At 36.5% G+C, this 26,355-nt stretch carries 26 protein-coding genes; 7 read left to right on the plus strand and 19 right to left on the minus strand.

What is annotated here, in order from left to right; all coding sequences use genetic code 11:
• Positions 1-138: 138 nt before the first annotated feature.
• The 9 genes from M1D60_RS13660 to yneA all read right to left on the minus strand — a co-directional run bounded on the left by M1D60_RS13660 (position 139) and on the right by yneA (position 9,616).
• Positions 139-1,956 carry an ABC transporter ATP-binding protein gene (locus tag M1D60_RS13660; protein ID WP_456275393.1) on the minus strand — a complete coding sequence of 606 codons (1,818 nt, stop codon included), beginning with the start codon at positions 1,954-1,956 and terminating at the stop codon, positions 139-141.
• A complete protein-coding gene (locus M1D60_RS13665) occupies positions 1,946-3,694 on the minus strand; it encodes an ABC transporter transmembrane domain-containing protein (protein ID WP_456275394.1) in 1,749 nt (582 codons plus the stop codon). Before M1D60_RS13665 ends, M1D60_RS13660 begins: the two co-directional genes overlap by 11 nt.
• Positions 3,695-3,799: 105 nt before the next feature.
• A complete protein-coding gene (gene mnmH, locus M1D60_RS13670) occupies positions 3,800-4,870 on the minus strand; it encodes a tRNA 2-selenouridine(34) synthase MnmH (RefSeq protein ID WP_456275395.1) in 1,071 nt (356 codons plus the stop codon).
• 92 nt (positions 4,871-4,962) lie between these two features.
• A complete protein-coding gene (locus tag M1D60_RS13675) occupies positions 4,963-5,181 on the minus strand; it encodes a YneF family protein (protein WP_456275396.1) in 219 nt (72 codons plus the stop codon).
• Positions 5,182-5,255: 74 nt separating this feature from the next.
• Positions 5,256-5,696 (minus strand): sporulation inhibitor of replication protein SirA, encoded by a 441-nt coding sequence (gene sirA, locus M1D60_RS13680; protein ID WP_456275397.1) that lies wholly within the window; start codon positions 5,694-5,696, stop codon positions 5,256-5,258.
• Between the two features lie 508 nt (positions 5,697-6,204).
• Complete coding sequence (tkt, locus tag M1D60_RS13685) at positions 6,205-8,208, minus strand: transketolase (RefSeq protein ID WP_456275398.1); 2,004 nt, start codon at positions 8,206-8,208, stop codon at positions 6,205-6,207.
• 81 nt (positions 8,209-8,289) lie between these two features.
• Complete coding sequence (locus M1D60_RS13690; RefSeq protein ID WP_456275399.1) at positions 8,290-8,526, minus strand: DUF896 domain-containing protein; 237 nt, start codon at positions 8,524-8,526, stop codon at positions 8,290-8,292.
• Between the two features lie 113 nt (positions 8,527-8,639).
• Complete coding sequence (locus tag M1D60_RS13695; RefSeq protein WP_456275400.1) at positions 8,640-9,284, minus strand: YneB family resolvase-like protein; 645 nt, start codon at positions 9,282-9,284, stop codon at positions 8,640-8,642.
• Complete coding sequence (yneA, locus tag M1D60_RS13700; protein ID WP_456275401.1) at positions 9,284-9,616, minus strand: cell division suppressor protein YneA; 333 nt, start codon at positions 9,614-9,616, stop codon at positions 9,284-9,286. The genes M1D60_RS13695 and yneA overlap by 1 nt, the downstream gene beginning before the upstream one ends.
• A 163-nt stretch (positions 9,617-9,779) precedes the next feature.
• Between yneA and lexA the strand changes: the two genes are divergently transcribed.
• Positions 9,780-10,403, plus strand: coding sequence for a transcriptional repressor LexA (lexA, locus tag M1D60_RS13705; protein ID WP_456275402.1), 624 nt, complete (start codon positions 9,780-9,782; stop codon positions 10,401-10,403).
• Between the two features lie 28 nt (positions 10,404-10,431).
• On the opposite strand, the gene M1D60_RS13710 is transcribed toward lexA, so the two are convergent.
• The 5 genes from M1D60_RS13710 to hflX all read right to left on the minus strand — a co-directional run bounded on the left by M1D60_RS13710 (position 10,432) and on the right by hflX (position 15,859).
• A complete protein-coding gene (locus M1D60_RS13710) occupies positions 10,432-11,298 on the minus strand; it encodes a VOC family protein (protein ID WP_456275403.1) in 867 nt (288 codons plus the stop codon).
• A 109-nt stretch (positions 11,299-11,407) separates the two neighbouring features.
• Positions 11,408-12,742: a type I glutamate--ammonia ligase gene (gene glnA / locus M1D60_RS13715; RefSeq protein ID WP_456275404.1), complete on the minus strand. Its 1,335-nt coding sequence runs from the start codon at positions 12,740-12,742 to the stop codon at positions 11,408-11,410.
• A 30-nt stretch (positions 12,743-12,772) separates the two neighbouring features.
• Positions 12,773-13,174, minus strand: coding sequence for a MerR family transcriptional regulator (locus tag M1D60_RS13720; protein ID WP_456275405.1), 402 nt, complete (start codon positions 13,172-13,174; stop codon positions 12,773-12,775).
• 139 nt (positions 13,175-13,313) lie between these two features.
• Positions 13,314-14,582 (minus strand): methionine gamma-lyase family protein, encoded by a 1,269-nt coding sequence (locus tag M1D60_RS13725; RefSeq protein WP_456275406.1) that lies wholly within the window; start codon positions 14,580-14,582, stop codon positions 13,314-13,316.
• Positions 14,583-14,596: 14 nt separating this feature from the next.
• Positions 14,597-15,859, minus strand: a complete 1,263-nt coding sequence (gene hflX / locus M1D60_RS13730; RefSeq protein ID WP_456275407.1) for a GTPase HflX — start codon at positions 15,857-15,859, stop codon at positions 14,597-14,599.
• A gap of 196 nt (positions 15,860-16,055) precedes the next feature.
• On the opposite strand from hflX, the gene M1D60_RS13735 reads away from it, so the two are divergent.
• From M1D60_RS13735 to M1D60_RS13760, 6 genes are all read left to right on the plus strand, one after another.
• Positions 16,056-16,682: a trimeric intracellular cation channel family protein gene (locus tag M1D60_RS13735; protein WP_456279449.1), complete on the plus strand. Its 627-nt coding sequence runs from the start codon at positions 16,056-16,058 to the stop codon at positions 16,680-16,682.
• Positions 16,683-16,925: 243 nt separating this feature from the next.
• A complete protein-coding gene (locus tag M1D60_RS13740; protein WP_456275408.1) occupies positions 16,926-17,147 on the plus strand; it encodes a spore coat protein in 222 nt (73 codons plus the stop codon).
• A 180-nt stretch (positions 17,148-17,327) separates the two neighbouring features.
• Positions 17,328-17,747: a spore coat protein gene (locus M1D60_RS13745; RefSeq protein WP_456275409.1), complete on the plus strand. Its 420-nt coding sequence runs from the start codon at positions 17,328-17,330 to the stop codon at positions 17,745-17,747.
• A 48-nt stretch (positions 17,748-17,795) separates the two neighbouring features.
• Positions 17,796-18,236: a spore coat protein gene (locus tag M1D60_RS13750; protein ID WP_456275410.1), complete on the plus strand. Its 441-nt coding sequence runs from the start codon at positions 17,796-17,798 to the stop codon at positions 18,234-18,236.
• Between the two features lie 24 nt (positions 18,237-18,260).
• Complete coding sequence (locus M1D60_RS13755; protein WP_456275411.1) at positions 18,261-18,680, plus strand: spore coat protein; 420 nt, start codon at positions 18,261-18,263, stop codon at positions 18,678-18,680.
• Positions 18,681-18,712: 32 nt separating this feature from the next.
• Positions 18,713-18,988 carry a hypothetical protein gene (locus tag M1D60_RS13760; RefSeq protein ID WP_456275412.1) on the plus strand — a complete coding sequence of 92 codons (276 nt, stop codon included), beginning with the start codon at positions 18,713-18,715 and terminating at the stop codon, positions 18,986-18,988.
• 40 nt (positions 18,989-19,028) lie between these two features.
• Here M1D60_RS13760 and spoVK read toward each other — a convergent pair whose 3' ends face one another.
• The 5 genes from spoVK to mutS form a co-directional block, all read right to left on the minus strand.
• The gene (gene spoVK / locus M1D60_RS13765; protein ID WP_456275413.1) at positions 19,029-19,979 is read right to left on the minus strand and encodes a stage V sporulation protein K; all 951 of its coding nucleotides are present in this window, start codon (positions 19,977-19,979) and stop codon (positions 19,029-19,031) included.
• Positions 19,980-20,363: 384 nt separating this feature from the next.
• Positions 20,364-20,600, minus strand: coding sequence for an RNA chaperone Hfq (hfq, locus tag M1D60_RS13770; protein WP_456275414.1), 237 nt, complete (start codon positions 20,598-20,600; stop codon positions 20,364-20,366).
• Positions 20,601-20,639: 39 nt separating this feature from the next.
• Positions 20,640-21,575: a tRNA (adenosine(37)-N6)-dimethylallyltransferase MiaA gene (gene miaA / locus M1D60_RS13775; RefSeq protein ID WP_456275415.1), complete on the minus strand. Its 936-nt coding sequence runs from the start codon at positions 21,573-21,575 to the stop codon at positions 20,640-20,642.
• Between the two features lie 183 nt (positions 21,576-21,758).
• Complete coding sequence (mutL, locus tag M1D60_RS13780; RefSeq protein ID WP_456275416.1) at positions 21,759-23,603, minus strand: DNA mismatch repair endonuclease MutL; 1,845 nt, start codon at positions 23,601-23,603, stop codon at positions 21,759-21,761.
• Positions 23,604-23,618: 15 nt separating this feature from the next.
• Entirely contained in the window at positions 23,619-26,207 is a 2,589-nt protein-coding gene (gene mutS, locus M1D60_RS13785; protein WP_456275417.1) for a DNA mismatch repair protein MutS, read from the minus strand.
• Between the last annotated feature and the right edge of the window lie 148 nt (positions 26,208-26,355).

Here is a 26,355-nt window from a genome sequence, read left to right on the forward strand (position 1 = left end):
ATATCTCAACCCACTTTGCTAGTGGGTTCTTTTATTTGTTTTGTAATAAAAAGGTTTAGTCTCTTGCCTTAGGAGTACTCTTGTACAATACCACTAATTATAAGAACGCACCAAATTTAATATTGGTGCGTTCTTTTTCTACAGAACAATATCCTCAATTTTATCTGTTACTTGGTTTTGAAGTACATACATCTTATAGTATAGGCCTTGTCTTTGGAGTAGTTCATGGTGAGTACCACGCTCTGTGACTTCTCCCTGATGCAGAACTAGAATTTGATCTGCATCCTGAATAGTCGATAGTCTGTGGGCAATGGCAATGGTAGTTCTACCTTTTCGCATCTTAGCAAGTGCTTCTTGAATATAGCCCTCTGTTTCAGTATCTATATTTGCAGTTGCTTCATCTAGCACTAATATTTTAGGATTCGTAGCAATTGTTCTAGCGAAAGCCACAAGCTGTCTCTGTCCACTTGAAAAAGTTGTTCCTCTTTCTGATAGCACATGATCATATTGATCAGGTAAGGTGTTAATGAATTTATCAGCTTGGACAAATTGAGCAGCAGCTTTTATTTCTTCATCAGAGATCTTGTCATTATATAATTGAATATTTTTTTTGATGGAGCCTGCAAATAAAAATGGATCTTGAAGAACCAACCCAATTTTCTTCCGCAGTTCTTCATCCTGATATTCCTTTAATGATTGACCATCAATTAATATTTCACCACGGTTAATCTCATAAAATCTCATAAATACATTGATAATGGAACTTTTCCCACTTCCAGTATGACCAACAAGCGCAACTGTTTCTCCTGGTTTTGCAACAAACGAAATATTTTTTAATACATCTCGCTTCCCATCGTAAGAGAAACTGACATTCTTAAATTCAATTTCTCCTTTTGAAATATCTGGTTGTTGATTACCAGTTGATTTAGGAGCTGTTTCCTCATTGTCTAATAGTTCAAATACACGAGTTGCTGAAACGATTGCTTGCTGATACATCGATAATCTCATCATCATTTGATTAACAGGTTCAAAAAAACGTTCTAAATAATTTATGAACGCATATAAAACCCCAATCTCAATTGGACTAGTTAAAGAAGTGACCCCAAAAAATCCGAGCACTAAGATTAATGAACAGACATAAATAAAATCAATCGCGGGACGAAGGAGCAATCCATTTAACTTTATGTTCTTAACTCCTGCTGTATAATGACCTTCATTAATGGTTGAAAACTCTTTTCTTAATCTCTTTTCTTGTCTAAATACCTGTATGATCGCCATCCCTTGAAGAGATTCGTTAAGTTTGGCATTTAACTGGCTTAGCTTTTCTCTTAAATCATGAAAGTAGATGGAGCTGTATTTACGATAAGCCTGCATAATTAAAAATATGATTGGTATAATTCCTAAACAGAAAAAGGCTAGTTTTACATTTAATAAAAACATGGCAATAAAAATTCCAACTAAGAAAAATAAATTTTGTACAAAAACAGATAAAACATCTGTAAAGAATTCCTTGATCGATTCGGTATCATTCGTTACCCGGGATACGATACTCCCTCCTGGTGTTTTATCAAAGAATTTCAATCCAAGTGTTTGAACCTTTCCAAAAACGTCAATTCTTAGTTGTTGAATAATCGATAACGCTATTTTATTAAAAGTAAATAACTGAAAATATTGTATGATGGTTTTGGCTACTAATACAACCACGTAAGTAATCGCTAATAGTAAAACCGGTTGGAATGGAAAGCTTCCCTTTACTAGATAATCATCAATAAATACTTTCACTAGGTAAGGTCCTAAAATTTCACCAAGGGTTCCAAAAATTAATAGAGTAAAAGCTATTAGTAAGGATTTTTTATGAGGAGTACTATAAGCAAGCAATCGTCTTAATACCTTTTGCTGTTTAGTTGTACGATTCTGATTGATTTGTTCATTTACTTCCACGTTGTTATCCTCCATGCTCTACTAGTGATTCAAGCTGCTGACGGTTATACATGTCTTTATACCAACCATCCTCATTCATTAATTTTTGATGTTTTCCAACCTGTTTGATTTGTCCTTGCTCTAGGACAATAATTAAATCAGAATGCTCAATAGCACTTAATCGATGAGAAGTAATCATCGTTGTTTTCCCTGAACGATTGTTTTTTAATGAAGATAAAATACTTTCCTCCGTTTTGGCATCTACGGCTGACAAGGAATCGTCCAAAATTAGTAACTCTGGATCTACTATTAAAGCTCTAGCAATCGAGATTCTTTGCTTCTGGCCACCGGATAAAGAAACCCCTCTTTCCCCTACAATCGTCTCATAACCATCTGTAAACTGTATAATGTCCTCGTGTATATTAGCAAGTTTTGCAGCCTCAATTATTTCTTGGATACTTGAATCCGGTCGTGCAAATGCAATATTATCCGCTACTGTAGCAGAAAAGAGAAAATGATCCTGTGGAACATAGCCAATCGATGATCGTAATGCATCTCGGTGGTAAGATTGAATCTGATGTTCACCAAATCGGATTTGTCCTACATAATCTTCAAACTCCCTAAGCAATAATTTCAATAACGTTGTTTTGCCTGAGCCGGTCTTTCCTACAATACCTAAGGTCTGTCCTTGCTCTAACGTAAATCGAATATTTTTTAATACTTGCTTATCACTCATTGGATATTGAAAATTTTCAATATGAAAAGAAATGGAACCAGTGGGTCTCAAGGTAACAGCACCTTCATGATCTTTAATATCTTCCTTTTCAGCTAACAATTGTTGAACCCGGTCATAGGACGCTCTTCCTCTTTCAACAATATTAAATAACCACCCAAAAGCTAGCATTGGCCATATTAGGAGTCCTAAATAGGTAGTAAACGAGATTAATTGACCAATCGACAGCTCTCCTGACATGACAAATCGTGAACCAAATACTATGGCAAGAATAAATGAAATCCCCACAATAAATGAAATAGTTGGATCAAACAGGGCATCAATTCTAGCAACCTTTACATTTTTATTTACAACATCCTTAGATTGTTGAACAAAAGATTCGGTATCTTCTTTTTCCTGTCCAAATGTCTTAATCACCTTAATTCCACTAATACTTTCCTGAACCTTATCGTTTAAGGAAGAGAATGCCTCCTGAGCTTTATGAAAACGATTATGCAACAGTGAACCATAATAGCTGGTTAGAATTGCCATGAATGGCATCGGTATTAAACAAATTAGAGTTAACTTCCAACTGATTGTAGTAGCCATCGCGATAATAACAAAGCTACCAGTAATTACAGAATCTACTAGAGTTAAAATTCCATCACCTGCTGTCTGTTGAACAGCCTGAAGATCATTAGTAGAGTGTGCCATTAAGTCTCCAGTTCGTCTTCGTTGATAAAAATGCTGAGACATTTTTGTAAAATGCTCATATAGTTGATTCCTTAATAACCGACCTAACCTTACAGAAGCACCATAAATCATAATTCTCCATAAATACCTTAGAATATAAACAGAAAGCCCCATACCAAGAAGAACTCCTGTCCATTGAAATAATAGCTCTTTTGTCAATGATTCATTATTAATATGATCTACGATAATCCCTATGACCATTGGTGGTATTAACTCTAAAATAGCTACAAAAGTAAGCAGTATTACCCCTACTCCATAGGATTTCTTTTCAGCTTTAAAAAACCACCATAAATCTTTAAAAATACTCATACCGACACCTTCCTAGTTACATTTCGAACATTAGTTTAGCATATATCTTCCAAAAAAAGTTGAAGAATATTACAAAAAGTCAAAAAAAAGAAGCTTTCGGCTCCTTTAAACAAAAACATACTTTTTGGATAATTCATCAATCTTCTTACTTACTTTTTGCACTCCATCTTCTAGCGAATTAATTTTCATTTTATGAACGGGTGTAGTATATTTTTTTGAAGTATACTTGTATTTAGGGTCATAATAATCCCGTAAAAGAATCTCTACTACAGCCTGAATATCTTGGTTGGCTAATAACTCTTTCATTTCAAGGAATACATCTTTTGAAAAATGTCTTTCTAAACGAAAGATTGCATCGTTAAATTCTTGTTTATTTTCTTCATATTGATAGGTTTCACATATTGTTTTAGCTCGATTTACTAAGTCCAGCTCTATATGAATTCGATCTCCTTTTTCCTTTCCTTCCAAAAGGAAATCTGGAATTATAACACTCCCTAACCGTTTACTCTCCGCTTCTATTATATAATAGGGCGCACTTTCTAATTCTATTAACCGATGGTACAGCAGGCTTTCAAATTCTTTTTGACTTCTAGAAGACATACCAATTTGTCCGAAAATAGAACCACGGTGACTTGCTAACATTTCAATATTTATAACCGGATAACCTTGCTTCTCTAACTCTATAAGGATGTCTGTTTTTTTAGTTCCAGTTAGACCTTCTAAGACGATATACTGCTTTACTTTAGATTGCGCAGAAGCTAGTTCTTCCATAATTAGTTGTCGATAGGACCGAATCCCACCATCTAATTGAAGAATTGGAATGTCAAGTGCCCCCATCATGGTCGCAATTGATTTACTTCTCATTCCACCACGCCAGCAGTATACAACTAAAGGTTTTGAATGATTTGATTTATTCAACTCTTTTATTTCTCGATATAGCTTGGGGAGTTTTTTAGAAAGGATATCCACTCCAATATCCTTTGCATGTTCATTTCCATTTTGTTTATAAATGGTCCCAACTTCTGCACGCTCTTCATCTGAGAAAATAGGTATACTGATCGCACTGGGTATATGGAACTCCTTGTATTCACTAGGAGAACGAACATCTATAAGCTGATAGGAATCTTCCAAAACTTGATTTATAGAAATTTTAGGTACGATAAGATTAGAATTCATCGATTTCATTCCTTTGTTTACTGAATACCGTATATTATATAAAACCCCGCACAAAAAGAAAAGCACTCACAATTGTGCGTGCTTGTCCACTACTATTTCATTTGATTATTCATTGCTTTTAACATTTGATTTATTTTCTTTTGTGAAGGTTTTTGTCCCATTTGCATCATCATTGCACGAAGCATTTGCTCGTTAATTGGCGGGTTCTTCTTTAAGTAACTCATCATGTATTGACGTGCTATGAAAAAACCTAGTGCAACCCCAGCTATAAGTGCTAGAACGCCAACTAGAATACCTACCCATAATTCCATTGCTCTTCCTCCTTCAAGTTGTCTATACTACAGTGTACTAAAACCGTATCCATTATACAATATGAAAGTTAGAATTACACAAATTTTCGTTGTTTCACAGGCGAAATCCAACCAAAACTAGCTTGCTGAATATTAACTGCTAAAAATCTTGAATCCCATTTCTTTAATAGATCAAAAAACACCATTTCAGATTCATATTTTCCCTTGGCAAGTAAATGTAGACTTCTCTCTGACACTGAAAGGCTAGCATAACTAAGTCCATTATGACCTTCTATATAGTGCCCATCAGTTGTTAATCGGTAGCTTGACCTATTTTTTAGTTCAGATTCAACATATTGGTTAAACGAGATGGCAGGAATAGGCTTTGTGATATAGTTAATTTGCTTACCTAAGATGGATTTTAATTCTCCTCTAGCATCGTTATATTCTGCAAATAGTTTGTAAAACATGCCTTCTCTTCCATAATAATGATGAGCAAATTCTTCCTCAATCAAATAGATTGTATATCCTCTCACTCTCGTCCCCTCCTAATTGCCTTATCGTATCGATCATTATAGCAATATTTTATTGAAATATATGTCTATTCCTGGAGGAGATTATAACTTTTATTGTCGAAAAAAAGGGCTGGGACAAAACCTAATACACCGGTCTCAAAGCCGAATAATCTCTAAATTTGTCTACCTATCAAATATAATACTGCTTTCGCTGAACTGTTACTAATTAACTAGTTAAGCTAGAAGAACAAGGTCGTTCCATTGCGCTGCAGACACTTGCTTTCCGCGGGGAGGAATTCGAGCCTCCTCGGCTGCGCCTGTGGGGTCTCGACCTTTCCTCTATCTCCCGCAGGAGTCAAGCGTCTTCCGCTCCATTCCACTAGGTTTTTAAGGATAAGATGCAATTCAACAAATCGATTAAAAGAACAAAATAAAAACCCGAACTAGTAGGTGAAAGATTCATCATAATATCACCTATTTGTTCGGGTTTATCACAGGCTGAAATACTTATTTCCCAGCCTCTTTTCGATTAACCTTGAAGTAATTCTTTTGTGCGTTTCACTACATTTTCCACAGAAAAACCATATTCCTTCATGACAAGTTCTCCTGGAGCAGATGCACCGAATGTATGGATCCCAATAACTTCTCCTTCATCACCAACATATCGTTCCCAGCCTAGAGGAGTAGCCATTTCAATACCCAAACGCTTTTTAACATTCTTAGGTATAACAGATTCTTTATATTCTTTTGACTGCTGCTCAAATCTATGCCATGATGGCATACTCACTACAGATACAGAAATTCCTTCTTCATTAAGCGCCTTTTGCGCCTCTACCGCAAGTCCAACCTCAGATCCAGTAGCTAGTAACAAGGCATCAGGTAGATCCTTAGTGGATTTAGATACCACATAAGCTCCTTTTTTTACACCCTCATACGCTAACTCCTTCGTTGAGTCCATTGTTGTTAAATCCTGTCTCGTTAAAACTAGGGCCGTCGGTGTATGCGTAGACTCAATGGCAAGCTTCCAAGCAGCTGCTGTCTCATTTCCATCAGCTGGTCGAATTACATCTAATCCAGGCATTGCACGTAATGAAGGGAGTTGCTCAATTGGTTCATGAGTTGGACCATCTTCTCCAACTGCAATACTATCATGAGTAAATACATACGTAACAGGTAGTTGCATCAGTGCAGCTAAACGAATTGCAGGGCGTAAATAATCTGAAAATACAAAGAAAGTACCCCCGTAAACTTTTACACCCCCGTGTAGAGCTAAACCATTTAATGCAGCACCCATTGCAAATTCCCGTACACCGAACCAAATATTTCTTCCACTGTAGTCTTCGTGCGTAAAATCTGCTGCACCTTTAATCTGTGTCTTGTTTGATCCAGCTAAGTCTGCAGAACCACCAAAAAAGTATGGAAGATTTTTAGCAATTGCATTCAATGCCTCTCCAGAAGAAGCACGGCTTGCTAAAGCCTTTCCAGGTTCATAAACTGGTAAATCTTGATCCCAGCCTCTAGGAAGCTCACCCTTTATAGCAGCTTTTAAATCAGATGCTAATTCTGGGAAAGCAGACTCATATTCTGCAAAAATTTGATTATATTCTACTTCAGCCTTTTGGCCTTTATCAACAACGGTTTGCTTGAAGTGTTCGTATACTTCCTCAGGTACATGGAAATCTTCCTCAAACGTCCATTTATAAGCTTCCTTCGTCAACTTAGTTTCCTCTTGACCTAGTGGAGAGCCATGAACACCTGAAGTTCCAGAACGGTTTGGTGAACCGTAACCAATAGTTGTTTTAATCTCAATTAATGTCGGACGATTTAAATCAGATTTTGCTTCGGTTAATGCATTACCGATTTCCTTAATATCATTACCATCTTCAACACGAATAACCTGCCAGCCATAAGACTTAAAGCGTCCTTCCACACTTTCAGAAAAAGCTTTGTCTAATTCTCCGTCTAGTGAAATATCATTAGAATCATAAAGAACGACAAGCTTTCCTAATCTTAAATGTGCTGCTAGTGAAGCTGATTCAGCAGAAACACCTTCCATCAAATCACCATCGCCACAAATCGTATATGTATAATGATCAACTAAATCGAAGCCTGGTTGATTGTATTTACCAGCTAGATGTCTTTCAGCCATCGCCATTCCAACTGCCATGGCAATACCTTGACCAAGTGGTCCGGTAGTCGCCTCAACACCTGGAGTGTGCCTGAATTCTGGGTGACCCGGAGTTTTACTTCCCCATTGACGGAAATTTTTTATGTCATCCATTGATAAATCATAACCTGAAATATGTAATAAGCTATAAAGTAACATTGACCCATGTCCAGCTGACAATACAAATCGATCACGATTGAACCACTCTGGGTTCTTCGGGTTGTGATTCATGAATTGTGTCCATAGCGTATAAGCCATTGGTGCAGCCCCCATCGGCATCCCTGGGTGACCGGAATTCGCTTTTTCAATCGCATCAATGGATAAAGTACGGATTGCATTAATAGACAACTTATCGATTGTCTCCATGATGATCATCCTTTCGAATTAAAAAATTTTTATTTCCATCATATCCTTTAAGAGAACGAAGGACAACCTATTAAATAAGATTTAATGGAGATTTTTTCTATTTTTCTTACTTTGTTTTAGCTTCTTTGGGGTAACATCATTCCCCGTCTCATCAACAACCTTGATTGAATGTAAATGGTCGACCATCTGGCCCCTGAAAGCTTTTATATACTCTTCACGTAATTGTTTTTGCTCTTCTGCTTCAGTACCAGTAAGTCCCACCTCTTTTGCCTTCTTAGATAGATGGTTAATTCTTGCCAGTTTTTCTTGTGATAACATCGTTATTATACTCCTTTACAGACGTCTTAAACATAAACGTATCATAGAACAAAAGCGCAAGCGCTTCGTATACTTACTGATAATACTAAAAGAACCTGCTTGTATCAAGCAGGTTACCTTTTTGCGTTTATATATTCCTTATATCTTCGGTGGACAGTTGCCTTTGAGATCTCATAGCCTAACCCATTTAAAGTTAATGCAATTTCTAAAAAAGTTAATTCATTGTGACGAAGTCTAATAATTTCTTCAATTGGTGCTTCAATTTTACTTCTCCCTGGACTATTGCCGATATTTTTGAAATTTCTTTCCGGAGAAAAACCATTATTGATGGCTCTCTGCATACCTCGTTTGATTTTTACGTTTTGAATTTTTCGTTGGAATTCTTCTACTATACCTACTATGTTTAATACCATTGAATCACCATCAGATAATTCCATTTCACCTTGGTTGATAGATGTGAAAATCTTTATTCCTTCTTTATGTAAAAGATGAATTAAGGCAAGTTTTGCATTGCCACGACCTATTCTTGTTTCGTCCTGTATAAGTAGAGCATCAACTTTTTTGAACTTTGTATAATCTAAAATCTCAATAAAACCATCTCGGTCTATTTCATATCCACTGGCTTTTTCCGTAATGGTTTTTAAAACCTCAAAGCCATAATCACAAGCTAATTGCGTGAGCTCTTCCACCTGTCTATTTAAAGAGGACTGCTGGGCTTCCTTATCTGTACTCACTCTAGCATAGATAATCGCATTCATTATCGGCTTTGGCTTCCATCAGCAACTAAAATAATGGAGTCTTTCTGGTTTTCTATTTCAATTGGAATGTAAATAGATGAGCCTGCATGAATAAAATTCGAGTTAATCTGGTTATTTTTTTCGACCCAACTTACAAATTCTGATGGCGTTAGTGAATGTCTCTCGGCATACCGCTCAGCTAATTCCCAGATCGTTTCATTTTCCAAAACTTCTATTTGTACAAATTGTTCCTCTACTCTCTGATCGCTTGTAAGATAGGCGCAGATAAAAAATAAAGTAATAGACATAATAAATGCTATGTAAAATGAAAGATTCATAGTTTTAATTTTCATGATAAATCGTAATCCCCCTAAAAACAGAATGTTTGTTCCCTTATATTCAAATATTAATACGAACAAATGTTTTAGTCAATACCTTTTCTCGAACTTATGTTTGTATTTTTTATGGGTACATGCTATAATTATTGTAATAATATGGAGACATAGAGGTGTACCGATGAAAAAACTATCAAAACGTCAACAGGATATTCTAGAGTTTATAAAGAAGGAAGTACACTTAAAAGGTTACCCACCTTCTGTTCGTGAAATTGGTGAAGCTGTAGGGTTAGCATCAAGCTCAACTGTTCATGGACATTTAGCTAGATTAGAAAGCAAAGGGCTCATCCGCCGAGATCCAACGAAACCAAGAGCAATTGAAATACTTGACCAAGATGTTGTTCAACCTGTCTATGCTGGTTCTGTCATAAATGTACCTATTTTAGGGAAAGTAACTGCTGGACAGCCAATTACAGCCATTGAAAACGTAGATGATTATTTTCCTATTCCAGACCGATTTGTAACTCCTGATGAAAATGTATTTATGCTAGAGATTATGGGAGATAGTATGATTGAAGCTGGTATATTTGATGGTGACCTTGTACTTGTGAGGCAGCAAACAACTGCTAATAATGGAGATATAGTAGTCGCTATGACAGAGGAAGATGAAGCTACTGTGAAAAGGTTCTTCAAGGAAAAGGACTATTTCCGATTACAGCCTGAAAATTCAATGCTCGAGCCTATTATTCTCAAAAACGTAACAATTCTTGGTAAGGTTATTGGTGTTTATCGAACTCTTCATTAATAAAGTAGTAAAAGCATTGATGACTGCATCAATGCTTTTTATCTTTAACGACTAATTTCATTACATTCCCGGATGGGTCTTCTGTAAAATAATGAGTGCTTTCTTTTTTTAAAGGTGCACTTAATTCCTGTAAACGCCCAACCGTAGCCTGAAGAAAAATTTCATCAGAGAATACGATGGAGAACCAATTTAGTCCAACCGACTTCTTATCTGGACACGGAGCTCCAACACCATTCCATGTATTCAACCCTATATGATGATGATATCCTCCAGACGAGATAAACAGAGCTTGATTACCATAAAGACTAACCACATCAAAACCTAGTCCCTTACAATAAAATTCGTTTGTATCTGTTAGTTCTGATACATGCAGATGGATATGTCCCATTAAAGTGTTTGCCGGCATTCCTTTCCAGGGACTTTCTGTCACCTCACTTAACAAGTCTCTTATGTTGAGAGCTTTCGTCGCCATAACAACCTCACCATTATTCCACTCCCACTCACTTGAAGATCGATCTGCATATATCTCAATGCCATTTCCATCGGGATCTGCTAAATAAAGTGCTTCACTTACTAAATGATCAGAAGCTCCCTGTAGCTTAAGGTTTTTATTTATAAAATGTTGTAAAACATTAGCTAAATCTGAGCGAGTAGGCACTAATAAGGCAAAATGATATAACCCTGTTGTCCGTGATTGTTTTGGTATTACATCAACAGGCTCCTCAAGGTATAATAATGGTTGTTTACCATCAGCCGTCAATACCGCTTGACCTTTATCTTGATGCAATATTTTCAACCCAATGAACTCCTTGTAAAATTCTACTGATCTTTCGATTGATTGAACCTTTAGGGCTACTTGTTCTATGTATGTATTAGGTATTTGATGAAATCCCATTTTTTTATCTCCTTTTATTATTTTTTAAAAAATCTATTCTTTAGAAAATTACCATACCTTGTTAAAATGTTGCTTAACGAAAAAAAAGATGGCCAAAGGCCACCTATTTTTAAAATATGGTCATATATTGTTCACGTTCCCAAGGGTGAACTTGAGTACGGAACATATCCCATTCTATTTCCTTCGCTTCTACAAAATGCTCAAGGATATGTCTACCTAATGCATTGATAATTACTTCATCTGTTTTTAGGTTTTCTAATGCATGATATAAAGTAGCAGGTAGATCTGCAATTCCGTTTTCTAAACGCTCTTCTTTATTCATTACATAGATGTTACGGTCAACTGCCTTTGGTGGCTGAAGTTTATTCTTAATTCCATCTAGACCAGCTGCTAATAAAACTGACATCGCTAAATATGGGTTAGCTGCAGGGTCTACACTTCTTACCTCAACACGAGTACTTAATCCACGTGAAGAAGGAATACGGATTAATGGACTTCTATTTCTTGCAGACCAAGCTACATAGCAAGGTGCTTCATAGCCAGGAACAAGTCGTTTATAAGAGTTTACAGTTGGGTTCGTTACAGCTGTGAAGTTTGTTGCATGCTTAAGTATTCCTGCAATAAACTGACGTGCAGTATCACTTAATTGTAAATCCCCATTAGTGTCAAAAAATGCATTTTCATTACCTTTGAACAAAGAAACGTTACAATGCATACCCGAACCATTTACTCCGAACAATGGCTTAGGCATGAATGTTGCATGAAGACCATGCTTACGTGCAATTGTCTTAACAACTAGTTTAAATGTTTGGATGTCATCACACGCTTTAAGTGCGCTTGCATACTTAAAGTCAATCTCGTGCTGACCAGGTGCTACTTCATGGTGAGAAGCTTCGATTTCAAAGCCCATTTCTTCAAGTTCTAGTACGATGTCACGACGACAGTTTTCACCTAAATCTGTTGGTGCTAAGTCGAAGTATCCACCTGCATCATTTAACTCAAGGGTTGGTTCACCCTTTTCATCAAGCTTAAATAAGAAGAATTCTGGCTCTGGTCCTAAGTTAAAATCAGTGAAACCTAATTCTTCCATTTCTTTCAGAACACGCTTTAGATTATTACGAGGATCACCTTCAAAAGGCGTTCCATCTGGATTATAAATATCACAAATCAAACGGGCAACTTTCCCTTTTTCAGCAGTCCAAGGGAATACAACCCATGTATCTAAGTCTGGGAATAAGTACATATCTGACTCTTCAATACGAACAAACCCTTCAATTGAAGAACCATCAAACATCATTTTATTGTCTAAAGCCTTTTCTAATTGACTAGATGGAATTTCTACGTTCTTAATAATTCCAAGTAAGTCAGTAAACTGTAAACGGATGTACTTCACGTTTTCTTCTTGCGCAATTCGGAAAATATCCTCTTTCGTAAATTTCGCCATACTACTATTCCTCCCCAGTTTTTATCATTCTTAATGAAAGAATCTTGACATATCTCCTTGTCGTAGAGATGTTCGGTTAAAACGACCTGCTTGAATAAGTTCGGATTTTAATAGTTTTCGAAGCTCTTCATCACTTAATTCCTTAGGAACGACAAGGTTAGTGCTATCTTCTTGCTGAGCTTCCTGCTGATTTGCTACTTGAAGGACTTTCTTTATTCCTGCCATGTTAACACCTTGGTCAATCATTTCCTTAATCTCTAATAAACGATCGACATCATTAAATGAGTAAAGGCGTCGATTCCCATCAGATCTAGCAGGTTGAACTAAGTCATGCTCTTCATAATAGCGGATTTGGCGCGCGGATAACTCAGTCAAATTCATAACAATTCCCATTGGGAATAAGGGCATATTTCGACGTATGTTATCGCTCATAACCAATCCTCCTTTTTTCTTTCTCTAGTTTATTTTATTCCATGTGAGGAAATGTGTCAATGATATGATAGGTTTTATTACATAAGATTTTAACAAAAAGGGTATATTAAAAGATCTTTTTCTAAAATCCCCTTTTCTTCTATAAATTAAACAGATTTTTATCTATTAATGAATCAATCGCTGAGCAAATTGCCATCTTTACATGACTATATGTCAATCCCCCCTGGACGTATGCAACGTACGGAGCTCTTAGTGGTCCGTCTGCAGAAAGTTCTATGCTTGCCCCTTGGATAAAGGTCCCTGCCGCCATGATCACATCATCCTCATAGCCTGGCATATAGCTAGGATAAGGTGTGACATGGCTATTAATGGGAGACGCATATTGAATAGCTTGACAAAAAGCCACCATTTTTTCACGATCGTCAAATTGAACAGATTGTATTAAATCCGTACGTTTACTATTCCATTTAGGGCTTGTATTGAATCCAAGTTTTTCTAAAAGAGCTGCAGTAAATATTGCCCCCTTCAATGCTTGACTTACAGTATGTGGTGCCATGAAAAATCCTTGATACATCTCCTGAAGACTGTATAAAGAAGCTCCTGCCTCTGCTCCTATTCCCGGAGAGGTCATTCGGTAACTACATGCTTCAACTAAGTCCTTTCTCCCTACTATGTATCCACCGGTTTTAGCCAATCCTCCACCTGGATTCTTTATTAATGACCCCGCCATTAAATCAACACCAATATGACAAGGCTCTTGCTCTTCTACAAACTCTCCGTAACAATTGTCTACAAAAACGACTAAATCTTGTTTAATTGTTTTTACGAAATCAACCATTTTACTTATTTCTTCTATAGTAAATGAAGGTCTTGTTGCATATCCTTTTGAGCGTTGGATCCCAATCATCTTAGTATTTGGTTTAATCGCTCTTTTTACTGCTTCATAGTCAATCTGACCTTCATCTGTTAAATTCACTGTTTGATAATCTATATTGAACTCTTTTAGTGAACCGACACCATTTCCTCGAAGGCCAACAATTTCTTCAAGCGTATCATATGGCTTCCCTGTTATGTATAATAATTCATCTCCTGGTCTTAAAACCCCAAATAACGCAATTGAAATTGCATGTGTCCCTGATATTATCTGTGGTCTAACTAAACCCGCTTCTGCACCTAGAACATCTGCATAAATCTTTTCAAGGGTATCTCTTCCCATATCATCGTAACCATATCCTGTTGAAGGAATAAAGTGAGAATCACTTACCCGATTAGTCCGGTATGATTGTAGTATTCGATATTGGTTATTCTCTGCAATCAAATCAATTTCATCATGAATTTTTTTAATTTGTGTTTCTGTTTCACTTACAATATCTAGTAGTTGATTTCCATGCTTTAAAAACTGTAACATTTCTATTTCCTCTCTTACTGCATATAATTCTTAAGCTGCTGTGTAATTGATAAAGTCGGTTGTATAAATCCTTTGCAAAGATAGCTGTCTCTTTCTTCCTCAAAAGACAACTCTGTTAAAACCGAGGTTGATTTTAACTGTGACAGAAGCTTCCCTTCTGAATTGGGGATATACACCTTATATTCTTCCATGCTTTCCATCATAAGTGATTGAATCATCTGTCTTAATGAATCTAAATCACCTTCGTTAAAGGCACTAATTAAAATGGATTCATGACCTTTAGAAGGAACAAAATCAGTGTGTTGTTCATCCCGTTTATTATATACCGTTAAAATTGGAATTTGGTCAGCCTCAAGTTCATCTAATAGTTTATATACTGTTTGTTCATGGTTATAGTAGTCAGGGTTTGAAGAATCTACTACATGTAAAATTAAGTCGGCTTCCTTTGCTTCTTCTAAAGTTGACCTAAAAGCAGCAATTAAGGATGTTGGAAGATCTTGAATGAATCCAACGGTATCTGTTAATAAAGCCGTAAAACCTGATGGTAGAATACATTTTCTTGTCATTGGATCAAGTGTGGCAAACAACTGATTTTCTTCAAGCGAGTCAGCTTCTGTTAATCGATTAAATAATGTAGATTTTCCAGCATTCGTATAACCTACTAAGGCTAATTGGAAAGATTGATTATGCTTTCTTCTTTCTCGGTACCTTTCTCTATGCTGAACGATACTAACTAACTGTCCTTTTATGTCATCAATTCTGCGATGAATATGTCGTCGATCTGTTTCTAACTTAGTCTCACCTGGTCCTCTTGTCCCAATTCCTCCACCGAGTCGAGATAAAGATAACCCTTTACCAATTAAGCGTGGTAACAAGTACTGAAGCTGGGCAAGTTCTACTTGTAGTTTTCCTTCCCTAGATCTTGCTCTTTGTGCAAATATATCTAGAATGAGCTGAGTCCGGTCAATCACTCTTGCCTCTAATACATTGGAGAGGTTTCGAATTTGACTTGGGGATAATTCATCATTGAAAATAATCACATCTGGCTCAGTTTCTTCCGAGAGAGCTATTAACTCCTCGACCTTCCCTTTTCCTATATACGTAGCCGGATGTCTAGTATTTCTTTTTTGAGATATAGTTGCGATGGCTTTCCCCTTAGCTGTTTTAGTTAAGGAAGCTAATTCGTCTAATGAATATTGAAAACGTTCGTCATCTTCATTAGGTAGTTGACAACCAACAAGAATCACCTTTTCAAACATGTGTTCGGTAGGTCCCATCTGTTCGGCCCCTCTTTCTAATAAGTAAGTATTATTAAGTAAGACCATCATACCAAAACAATCTATAATTAGAAACTCCTTCAGATTCTCCTAAGTTAGGGAGCATCTCACACAAAATGATTGATTTCACAAAAATTCCTGTTAAAATAAATCGAGTCATCAATGAGTTTACACAGAGAGGGATATAAAACAAATGATTACTTGGGATGTTATGACGATCATTGGAACGATTGCATTTGCCGTAAGTGGTGGGATTGTAGCAATGGAGGAAGAGTATGATATATTAGGTGTTTATATTTTAGGATTAGTCACCGCTTTTGGGGGAGGAGCAATTCGTAACCTATTAATCGGAGTTCCGGTGTCAGCCTTATGGGAACAAGGATATATGTTTCAACTTGCGTTATTATCTATCACAGTTATATTCCTTTTTCCAAATGGTTTGTTAAGACATTGGAAAAGATGGGGGAATTTCTTTGATGCTATTGGTCTCGCTGCTTTTGCTATCCAAGGTGCCTTATATGCAACAGGAATGGAACATCCGATTAGCGCAGTGGTCGTGGCGGCTGTCTTAACTGGTAGTGGTGGCGGCATTGTCCGCGACGTACTTGCGGGAAGAAAACCAGTTGTCTTTAGGTCAGAAATTTACGCAGTTTGGGCGGCATTAGCTGGGCTCGTGATTGGTTTTAATTTGGTAGAAGGTACATTAGGACTTTATATTCTATTCTTCTCCATCGTCGGCTTAAGGATGGCCTCCCTGATTTATAAATGGCGTCTACCTATTAAATCGATTGGACAACAAGGACAACACCATACCAATGTATAGCTTGGCAAAATTGCCAAGCTTTTATTATTGCCTATCAGAAAACCATAAATTTTATGTAGATAACTAACTTATCTCATAGTGATCGGAATCCAGCGATTTAATCCTTGCTGTTTTATGATTAGACATATAACTACTAGACAAATTAACCATTCTCGTATATTCCACTTAAAAACTAGTCCACCTTGTTTATTATCTGCATATAAAAGTAAAGAGACATTCATGCAAGCTATAGATAGGAGGATTATGATGAGTAAAGATGAACAAAAGAAAAAACCGACTATTTTCTCAAAAAGTATTGTGGATTTAATGGTTTCAGATATCTTCACTAGACATGGAATTACTAAAACGAATAAAAAAGAGATTTCTGAAGAACAAAAGGAAATGATTAAAAACCTAGTAACAGATTTATCAGAACAGGTGAATGAGTTTGTTAAGACTAATGAACAAAAAACAAATAAAGAATAACAAAGGAAAAAATTAGATGTCTACTAAACAAGTAGGCATCTTTTATTTTTTAGTAGGGATAAAGTTCCTGCAACGAAAAACAATTTATAAAAATGTATGGTTGTCCTAGTAGATTCGCACAGACCTTAATAGATTTTAACCATAGTATATTCTATCAAAGGAAAAAGGAGTGATTATAGAATGGGAAAGAAAAGAAGAAAAAGAAAGCATAACAACAATGAAGTTGACGCTTTTGTTAATCAAGATGCAGATCAATTATCTGTAAATGAACAGGATTCACACGAAGGGATTATTATTAAAGATTCGGTGGATGTGTATGTCCAATCAACAGACACTCAAGTTGCTGTATCATTACAAGTCGCAATCCAAGCAGCTATCGCTCTAGTAATTAGTGTAACTATTGGTGATTCTGATCGAAGTCAAGCCGTTTCTCAAGAAATTATGCAAAAGTTTGCGTCAGAACAAAAAAATCAGCAACTTACAGTTATTGAGAATTCTAAAGCAGTCAAAGTTACTACTACAGATACAGATGTAACAGTCAATATTCAAGCACTTCTTCAAGTATTGCTAACTCTAGTTGTTAGATTAGATGTCTTTTAATAGACATCTAACAAACAGCTAAAACTTTTGTAAAGGAGATGCACCTCAGTGAGTGAACAAAATGAAAGTTGGTCTGCTTTGAGTTCTGAAGAGTGGTCTAAGTCTGATAAAACAGAATCAACTGTTTTAGAAGATGCTGACCAGTTATCCTTTACAGAACAAGATTCAGACGAAACAATTATTGTAAGAGATTCTTATGAAGTCACCATACAAACCACAGATTCGCAGGCTGCTATTGGACTTCAGGTTGCTTTACAATTAGCAATCGCTCTCGTTTTAACCATCACGATTGGTGATAGTGATCGGTCTAGAGCTGTGGTACAGGATATGGTCCAGCACTTACAAGTCTATCAGTCTAACAAACAAAAAATTATTGTAGAAAATAGTAGAAAAGTATCCATTATGACAACCGATACTGATATAGCCGTTAATATACAAGCACTTCTGCAAGTCATGCTAGCTCTTGTAGCAAAGCTTGATATTTTATAAAAAAAATGAAAGGGTGGTGCCAAAATGGCAGATAAAAAGTGGAAAGCTTTAGATCATCACTGTTCAAAAAATGCTGCAGTCGATCAAATGGCAGAACAAAAGGTAGTAAGTAAGCAAAGATCAAAGGAATTGATTTTTATTAAGGATTCTGAAGAAGTTGATGTTCAAACTACTGACACTCAGGCAGCAGTTTCACTTCAGTTAGCACTTCAAGCAGCAATCGTAGCTGTAATTAGTGTAACAATCGGAGATACAGAGCGCTCAAGTCTTGTAGCACAAGAGTTCGAACAGTTGGTTAAAACCAAGCAATCAAATTTCCAGAAAACTGTTATTGAAAACTCAAAATGCGTGACAGTTGTGACTACCGATACAGATATAACTGTTAACATCCAAGCTTTACTCCAAATCCTAATTGCAATTGTTGTTAAGCTAGATGTTTTGTAAGAACTAATTAGAATAAGTAAGGAGGGAGAACTTTGGATAAAGAACAATTTTCGGCCCAATTAAAGTCCCTAAACGATAAAGCAATGGATGAGTTAATTGATATGGTCAATAAGCGTAATGCCAAAAGACGACTAGAGAAAAAAACAGAGGCTATAGAAGAGCCTATAACTAACCATGAATTAGAAGAGCCAGAAGTCTCTAGCCTAAATATATTAGATAGCCTTGAAAAGGAATTAGATCAGAAGCCAGAACCGAAGTCAAATGAGGTAATTAGACGTATTAAAGAGTTTTTCGGTTTTGGAAAATAGCCCTAAAACAATTAAGGAGCTACCCTTATTGGGTAGCTCCTTACACTTCCACTCCAAATTCTAAATCATACCTTTGAATGGTTAATAAATCTTGCCTCTCGTAAGCTTCATTCCTCAATAACCTCATTGCTTGGGAACGAATAGTCTTCTCAATTACATTTCGTACATATCTCCCATTACTAAATGAGCGGTGGTTCTGCAGTAAAATTTCCTTTAAGTGGTTTCTAAGTTCTAATTCCGCATCTTTTGTTAACTGATACTCTTTATCTGAGAGCATTCTCTTAGCAATTTCCATTAACTGTTCTACTGAATAATCCGGAAAGTCCAAAACCACAGGAAACCTAGATTTCAAACCAGGATTTAAAGAAAGAAAATTTTCCATTTCACGAGAATAACCTGCTAAAATTAAAATAAAATCATGCTGCTTATCCTCCATATGCTTCACCAATGTATCTATTGCTTCCTTCCCAAAATCCTTTTCTCCACCTCTAGCTAAGGAATACGCTTCATCTACGAATAAAATACCGCCCATTGCTTTTTTTATGAGATCACGGGTTTTCTGGGCAGTGTGACCAATATATTCCCCTACTAAATCTGCCCGTTCTGCCTCAATTAAATGACCTTTTGAAAGGACGTTCATTTGTAGAAACAGCTTTCCCAATAATCTTGCTACTGTTGTTTTACCAGTACCAGGATTGCCTTTAAAAAGCATATGGAGCACTTGCTTGCCTACTTTAAGCCCTTGTTCTTCTCTTTTTTTATTAATGTATAGCCATGCATAAATTTCTTTTACCATCTTTTTCATTTCAGTCAATCCAACCAGATCGGCCAATTCTTCTTCTATGTGCTTAAGTTCAGGGTGTTTAACTGGAGCCTCTACCATCGGATAAGGCTCACGCTCCAATTTAGTGGAATGAGAATGTTGTTTTTTTTGATCATGAAGAATAATATTTATTTGTCCATTGTTTTTTAACTTAATTGGTTGATCCAAGGACTTTCACCTCTCATTTCATTACATTATACGTTGGTACTTTGAAAAATGTGACAAAAGCCTAATTTTCTATAAAAAAGTTAAAAAATGACTAGAATTGTAACAAAAAGTTTTACAATTCTAGTCATTTTTCGGAGATGCATTCAATATTTTGTCTGTTTATGCGGTTTCCCAAGAAATACTGAGTAATTATACGTTGTACTTAACCAGTGTAACCATATTAATGCTATTCAATCATTCTATTCATAATATTAGATAGTTATGTTGACCATAAGGAATCTAGAAGGCCTAATAGCTTGGTTAAAGCTAGGTTATTAAGGTGCACTTACTACATATAAGGCTAGGTATTTTCTTTTACAACAAAAAAACCTCGAGTAAACGAGGTTATGATAATTGCTGATCAAGTTCTAGTTGTACGTTCTTTTGTGGGACAAAAGTTGAAATGGCATGTTTATAAATTAATTGCTGTTTTCCTTCAGATTCTAAAAGAACAGTAAAATTATCAAAGCCTTTTACGATTCCTCTTAATTGAAATCCATTTAATAAATACACCGTTACAAATGCGTTGTCTTTACGAAGCTGATTTAAAAACTGATCCTGGATATTAATTGACTGCTTCATGATAAGCCCTCCTCATTTCTCTATACTGTTCTATTTCGATTAAATCTCTAGCTTTCCTGCTATATAATGAATTATTTCAGTGAACTTTTTTTCATACTCTTCATTTGTCATATCAAACCAATGGACATCCATTTTATTACGGAACCAGGTTAACTGGCGTTTTGCATACCTTCTCGAGTTTCTTTTTAGAAGTTCCACTGCCTCAGCAAAGGTAATCAATCCATCAAGGTATTGATATAACTCTTTATAGCCAATTGCTTGGATCGATTGAACGTCCTTTATTCCTTGTTGGTATAAACGTTTAACCTCTTGCTCCAATCCTTGTTCAATCATCACATCTACTCGTTTGTTGATTCGGTCATATAAGAGTTCTCTATCAAGAGTTAAACCAATTAAAGCTACATCATAAAGAGTCTCTTCATCTTGATCATCGATATAATCACTCATTGTTTTACCAGTTGTTATGTAGATTTCAAGTGCCCTGATTATCCGTCGATGGTTGTTTGGGTGAATTTTCTCTGATGCTACCGGATCCACCATTTTAAGTCGGTCTACTAACACATCAATGCCATATTCCTGTGCTTCTTTCTCTAGCTGGTCTCTAACGGTTAAGTCTTTACCTTGGTCTGAAAAATGGTAATCTTGAATAACAGATTGAATATATAAACCTGTTCCTCCGACGATGATGGGAAGTTTATTACGCTCATTAATATCCTTAATTAATTTCCTAACATCCGTTTGAAACTCTGCAGCAGAATATGGTTCAGTAGGCTCTTTTATGTTAATTAAATGATGAGGAATTCCGTCCATCTCTTCGGCCGTTATTTTGGCTGTTCCTATATCCATGGAACGATAAATTTGCATGGAGTCCCCGCTTATAATTTCCCCATTGAACCTTTTAGCCAGTTCGATACTTAGCTTTGTCTTTCCAACAGCTGTTGGTCCTATAATAACTACTAGCTTCTCCTTATTCATGCCCTTATCTTCTACCTCGTTCCTACCGTTCTACTTTATGCTTTATTTTACCATAAGTATGATGCCTATATTTATAAGACATTGTAGCAACATCAAATTATTATGCCCAAATAAAAGCAAATCATTCGTAAAGAAATAAATTTTAATAGCTAAATGAAAGAAAAGCTGTTTCACACAGCTTTTCTACATTACACGCTTAAATAACTTTTCCATTTCATAGGTAGAGAAATGGATGATAATTGGTCTTCCATGAGGACAAGTAAATGGATCCTCTGAAAGTCGTAAAGACTCTAAAAGTGAAAAGATATCGGACTCACGTAGGTAATGATTCGCTTTAATCGATCCTTTACAGCTCATCATAATCGCAGCTTCTTCCCTCAGCTTCTTAATATCTACTTTTTTAGTAGTTAGTACCTGTTGGATAATCTCCTCGATTACCTCTGTCTCATATCCATCTGGAAACCACTGTGGGTGTGCCCTTATGATATAGCTTTGAGGCCCAAAGTCCTCAAGAAATATACCTACCTCATTTAATAATTCCTTATGTTCCTCGATGATAACATATTCATTATGTGAATATTCAAGTGTAAGTGGAACTAATAGGTCCTGTAGTTCTCTTCTTACCTCTCCTACCTTCTCCCTGAAAAATTCATATTTTACTCGTTCTTGAGCAGCATGCTGATCGATAATATATAACCCATTTTCGTTTTGAGCAAGGATATACGTTCCATGCATTTGTCCAATAGGATAAAGAGGAGGAATTCGTTCACCCTTCTCTTCAGCTAAGGGTAAAGTGCTAGTTTCTAGTTCCTCGTTCTGATTTTCATCGTCAATAGTGATTTCAATAATTGGTTCTACTTCATCCTCAACAGAAGACTTGTCCACACCTAGTTTTGACTGACTCTCATTAAAAAATGGAGTAAAATCATACTTTTGCTCTTCTTTTATTAATGTTTGTGGAGCATGAGTAAATTTAAATGCCTCTTGGACGGACTCCTTTGGCTTTACAGAGGTCTTTGGAGCTTGTACAGCTGGTATTAGCTGTTGTTTCTTAAAAAGTGATTTGATTCCCTCTTTAAGAAGATCATGTAACTCGGCCTCTTTACTCACTCGAACTTCAAGCTTAGCAGGATGGACGTTTACATCTACGAGCAGTGGGTCCATTTCGATTTCAACAAGAACAATAGGGAAACGACCAATCGGTAATAATGTATGGTATCCATCTTGAATAGCTTTACTTATTGGAAAGTTTTTTATATATCGTCCATTGATAATAACAGATAGATAATTCCTAGAAGCTCTTGTCACTTCTGGAAGGGAGATATACCCGCTTATTTTAAAATCTAGTGATTCTAGATTAATTGGAATAAGCTTTTTAGCAATGGACATTCCATAAATAGAAGCTAATACTTGTAGGACGTTACCACTACCATTGGTATACAAAATCCGATTTCCATTATGAGTCAGCTTAAACGATACACCTGGATAGGCCATCGCAATACGATTCACTGTGTCCGTAATGTTCCCTAACTCGGTATGAATCGTCTTCATGTATTTTAGTCTTGCTGGTGTGTTAAAAAATAGATTTTGAACGGTTATTTCAGTCCCTTTTCGACTACTCGTTTTTTCATGTTTTTCTATTCTTCCACCTTTTAAATAGACTAGCGTTCCTGGACCAGTACCGGTAGATGTTTTAATTTCTAACTCTGATACAGATGCGATACTTGGTAGGGCTTCTCCACGAAAACCTAGAGTACGTATCCGAAACAGATCTATTTCATCTTTAATTTTACTAGTCGCATGTCGTTCAAAGGCTACTAAACAATCATCCTCTTCGATTCCGTGTCCGTTATCAATAATCCTGATTTTAGAAAGACCAGCCTCTTCTAGTTCAATCTCGATGATTGTACTACCAGCATCTATTGAGTTTTCAACTAATTCCTTCACGACAGAGGCAGGACGCTCAACTACTTCACCAGCTGCTATTTTATTGGAGAGTGCATCATCTAGTTTCCTAATAATCCCCACTAGCTCTCCCCCTTTTTATTTCTTTAGTTTCTTCTGTATTTCATATAACTTATTCATCGCATCCATTGGTGTCATTTCCATTAACGGAATCGATTTAATTAACTTAAGAACTTCCTTTTCTTGATCTGTTAAGCTTACTTCTCTTACAGTAGCTGCTTGTTCAGCAAAGAAGGATAGTTGTCTTTCTCCTTCTACCTTAGGTTCAACAACCTTCTCTTGAGCTACTTGCTTTTCTCCTTCAAAGGTCAGCAGTAAGTCGCGAGCTCTTGAAATTAACTTCTTTGGTAACTCTGCCAATTCAGCTACATGGATTCCATAGCTTTTATCAGCAGCTCCTTCCTGGACCTTGTGTAAAAATACTACTCTACCATTTTGCTCAATTGCTCTAACATGAACATTTTTCAAATGCTCCAATTCCTTTTCTAGGGAAGTAAGCTCATGATAGTGAGTAGAGAATAGAGTCTTTGCTTTTATGTGTTCATGTATATATTCTATAATCGCCTGAGCTAAAGCCATCCCATCATAGGTAGATGTACCTCTTCCGATTTCATCAAAAAGAATTAGGCTATCCTGTGTAGCATTAGAAATAGCATTTTTTGCTTCTAGCATCTCTACCATGAAAGTACTCTGACCAGAGATTAAATCATCGGCTGCTCCAATTCGAGTAAATACTTGATCAAAAATAGGTAATATAGCCACCTCAGCAGAAACAAAGCAACCAATTTGAGCCATAATTGAGGTCAAAGCAATCTGTCTCATATATGTGCTCTTCCCGGACATATTTGGACCAGTAATAAGCAGAACCTGACGTTCATCATCCATGATACAATCGTTGGCAACATACTCCTGTGTATCCATCATTTTTTCAACGACCGGGTGACGCCCATTTAGGACTCTCAGCTGGTGGTCTTTTGACATTTCTGGCTTTACAAAATGCCGCTCCTCACTAACGACTGCAAACGATTGTAAGACATCCACTTCACTAACAAGTTTAGCCAATCGCTGCAATCTTGGGATGAATTCCTTTACTTGTTCACGTAGTGATAAAAACAAATCATATTCCAGTTGAACAATTTTTTCCTCTGCTTCTAGTATTAAAGATTCCTTTTCCTTTAATTCAGGGGTAATGTAACGCTCTGCATTAGCTAATGTTTGTTTTCTCTCATAGCGCCCTTCCTGCAGAAGATTAATATTCGATTTTGTCACTTCAATATAATATCCAAACACACGGTTATAGCCAATTTTAAGGGATTTAATTCCGGTTAGCTCTTTTTCTTTTTGCTCAAGCTCTGCAATCCAGGTTTTTCCGTTCCGGCTTGCATCTCGGTACTTGTCGAGTTGGTCATGATATCCATCTTTAATCATATCACCCTCTTTTACACTTAGAGGGGGCTGTTCCTTTAACGATTGTTCCAATAAGTCTAATAACTCTTCACAGCCGTCCATATTACTCGCTAATGTTTTGGCATAAGGGAGCTCTAATTCTTCAACAGTAGCCTGAATAGATGGAATCTGTTGAAGGGACCTTCTTAGCTGAACTAAATCTCGAGCATTTACATTACCAAATGCAACTCTTCCAGCTAGTCTCTCAATATCATAGACTTCCTTTAACTTCTCGCGCAGTTCACTCCGAGCGAAGAACTGAGTTAGAAGTACTTCCACCATATCATGTCTACCCTTTATTTTTTCCGTATCAATAAGTGGTCGATCAATCCATGCTTTTAAAAGCCTTCCTCCCATAGCTGTCATCGTTTCATCTAACAGCCACAACAAGGAACCTTTTTTCCCTTTAGACCTGATTGTTTCAGTCAATTCCAGATTTCGCTTTGAATACATATCAATTTTCATAAATTGATGAGCCGTATAATATATTGGTGCTTGAATATGATCTAATTTTCTTTTCTGTGTGCGAATTAAATAGTGAAGTAAACGGGATACAGTTAATTTTAGCTTGTCCCCTTGAAGTTCCGCTAGTATAGGTTCAATTTCCTCAAATTTAATCTCTAAATTCTCAAAGGAAACTGTTACAAAGCAACGATCCTGTAATTGTTTTTGTTTTTCTTCTCCAAGAGAAGAAGCGACAACAATTTCTCTAGCTCCTGTCGATAAGACTTCACCCAAAACCTCGTTCCAATCCTTTAGAAGGGTAAGCTGAAGTTCTCCAGTAGTTAGGTCATTATAGCAAAAACCAAAGTTCCCACCATCAAATTCGGAAAGTGAAGCGATATAATTGTTCTGCTTATCTTCTAAGCTCTTCCCTTCCATTACTGTTCCTGGTGTAATTAACTGAACAACCTCTCTCTTAACAACTCCTTTAGCCTGCTTCGGATCTTCCACCTGTTCACAGATTGCAACCTTATAGCCCTTCGAGACTAGTTGTTCAATATAGTTGGGAGCCGCATGATAAGGCACCCCACACATCGGGATGCGCTCGTCGCTCCCACCTTCTCTGCTTGTTAAGGTAATTTCGAGAACGTGAGCCGCTCGAACAGCATCCTCGAAAAACATTTCATAAAAATCCCCTAAGCGAAAAAATAAAAAGGCATCTTGGTATTCTGCCTTAATTTTTAAATATTGCTGTATCATAGGCGTATATGTGGCCATTAATTATCCCCCGTAACTTCCTTTAAAACTTTGTCTCTATTATAGCATAATTCTACAAATTTCTACTTTGGTAAAAATAGAAAAGCAGGCGTGAATGGATGTGTTATTAAGGGGAATGAAGCAATGTTTACATACATGTAAAAATAAT

Source organism: Bacillus sp. AK128 (assembly GCF_053903075.1).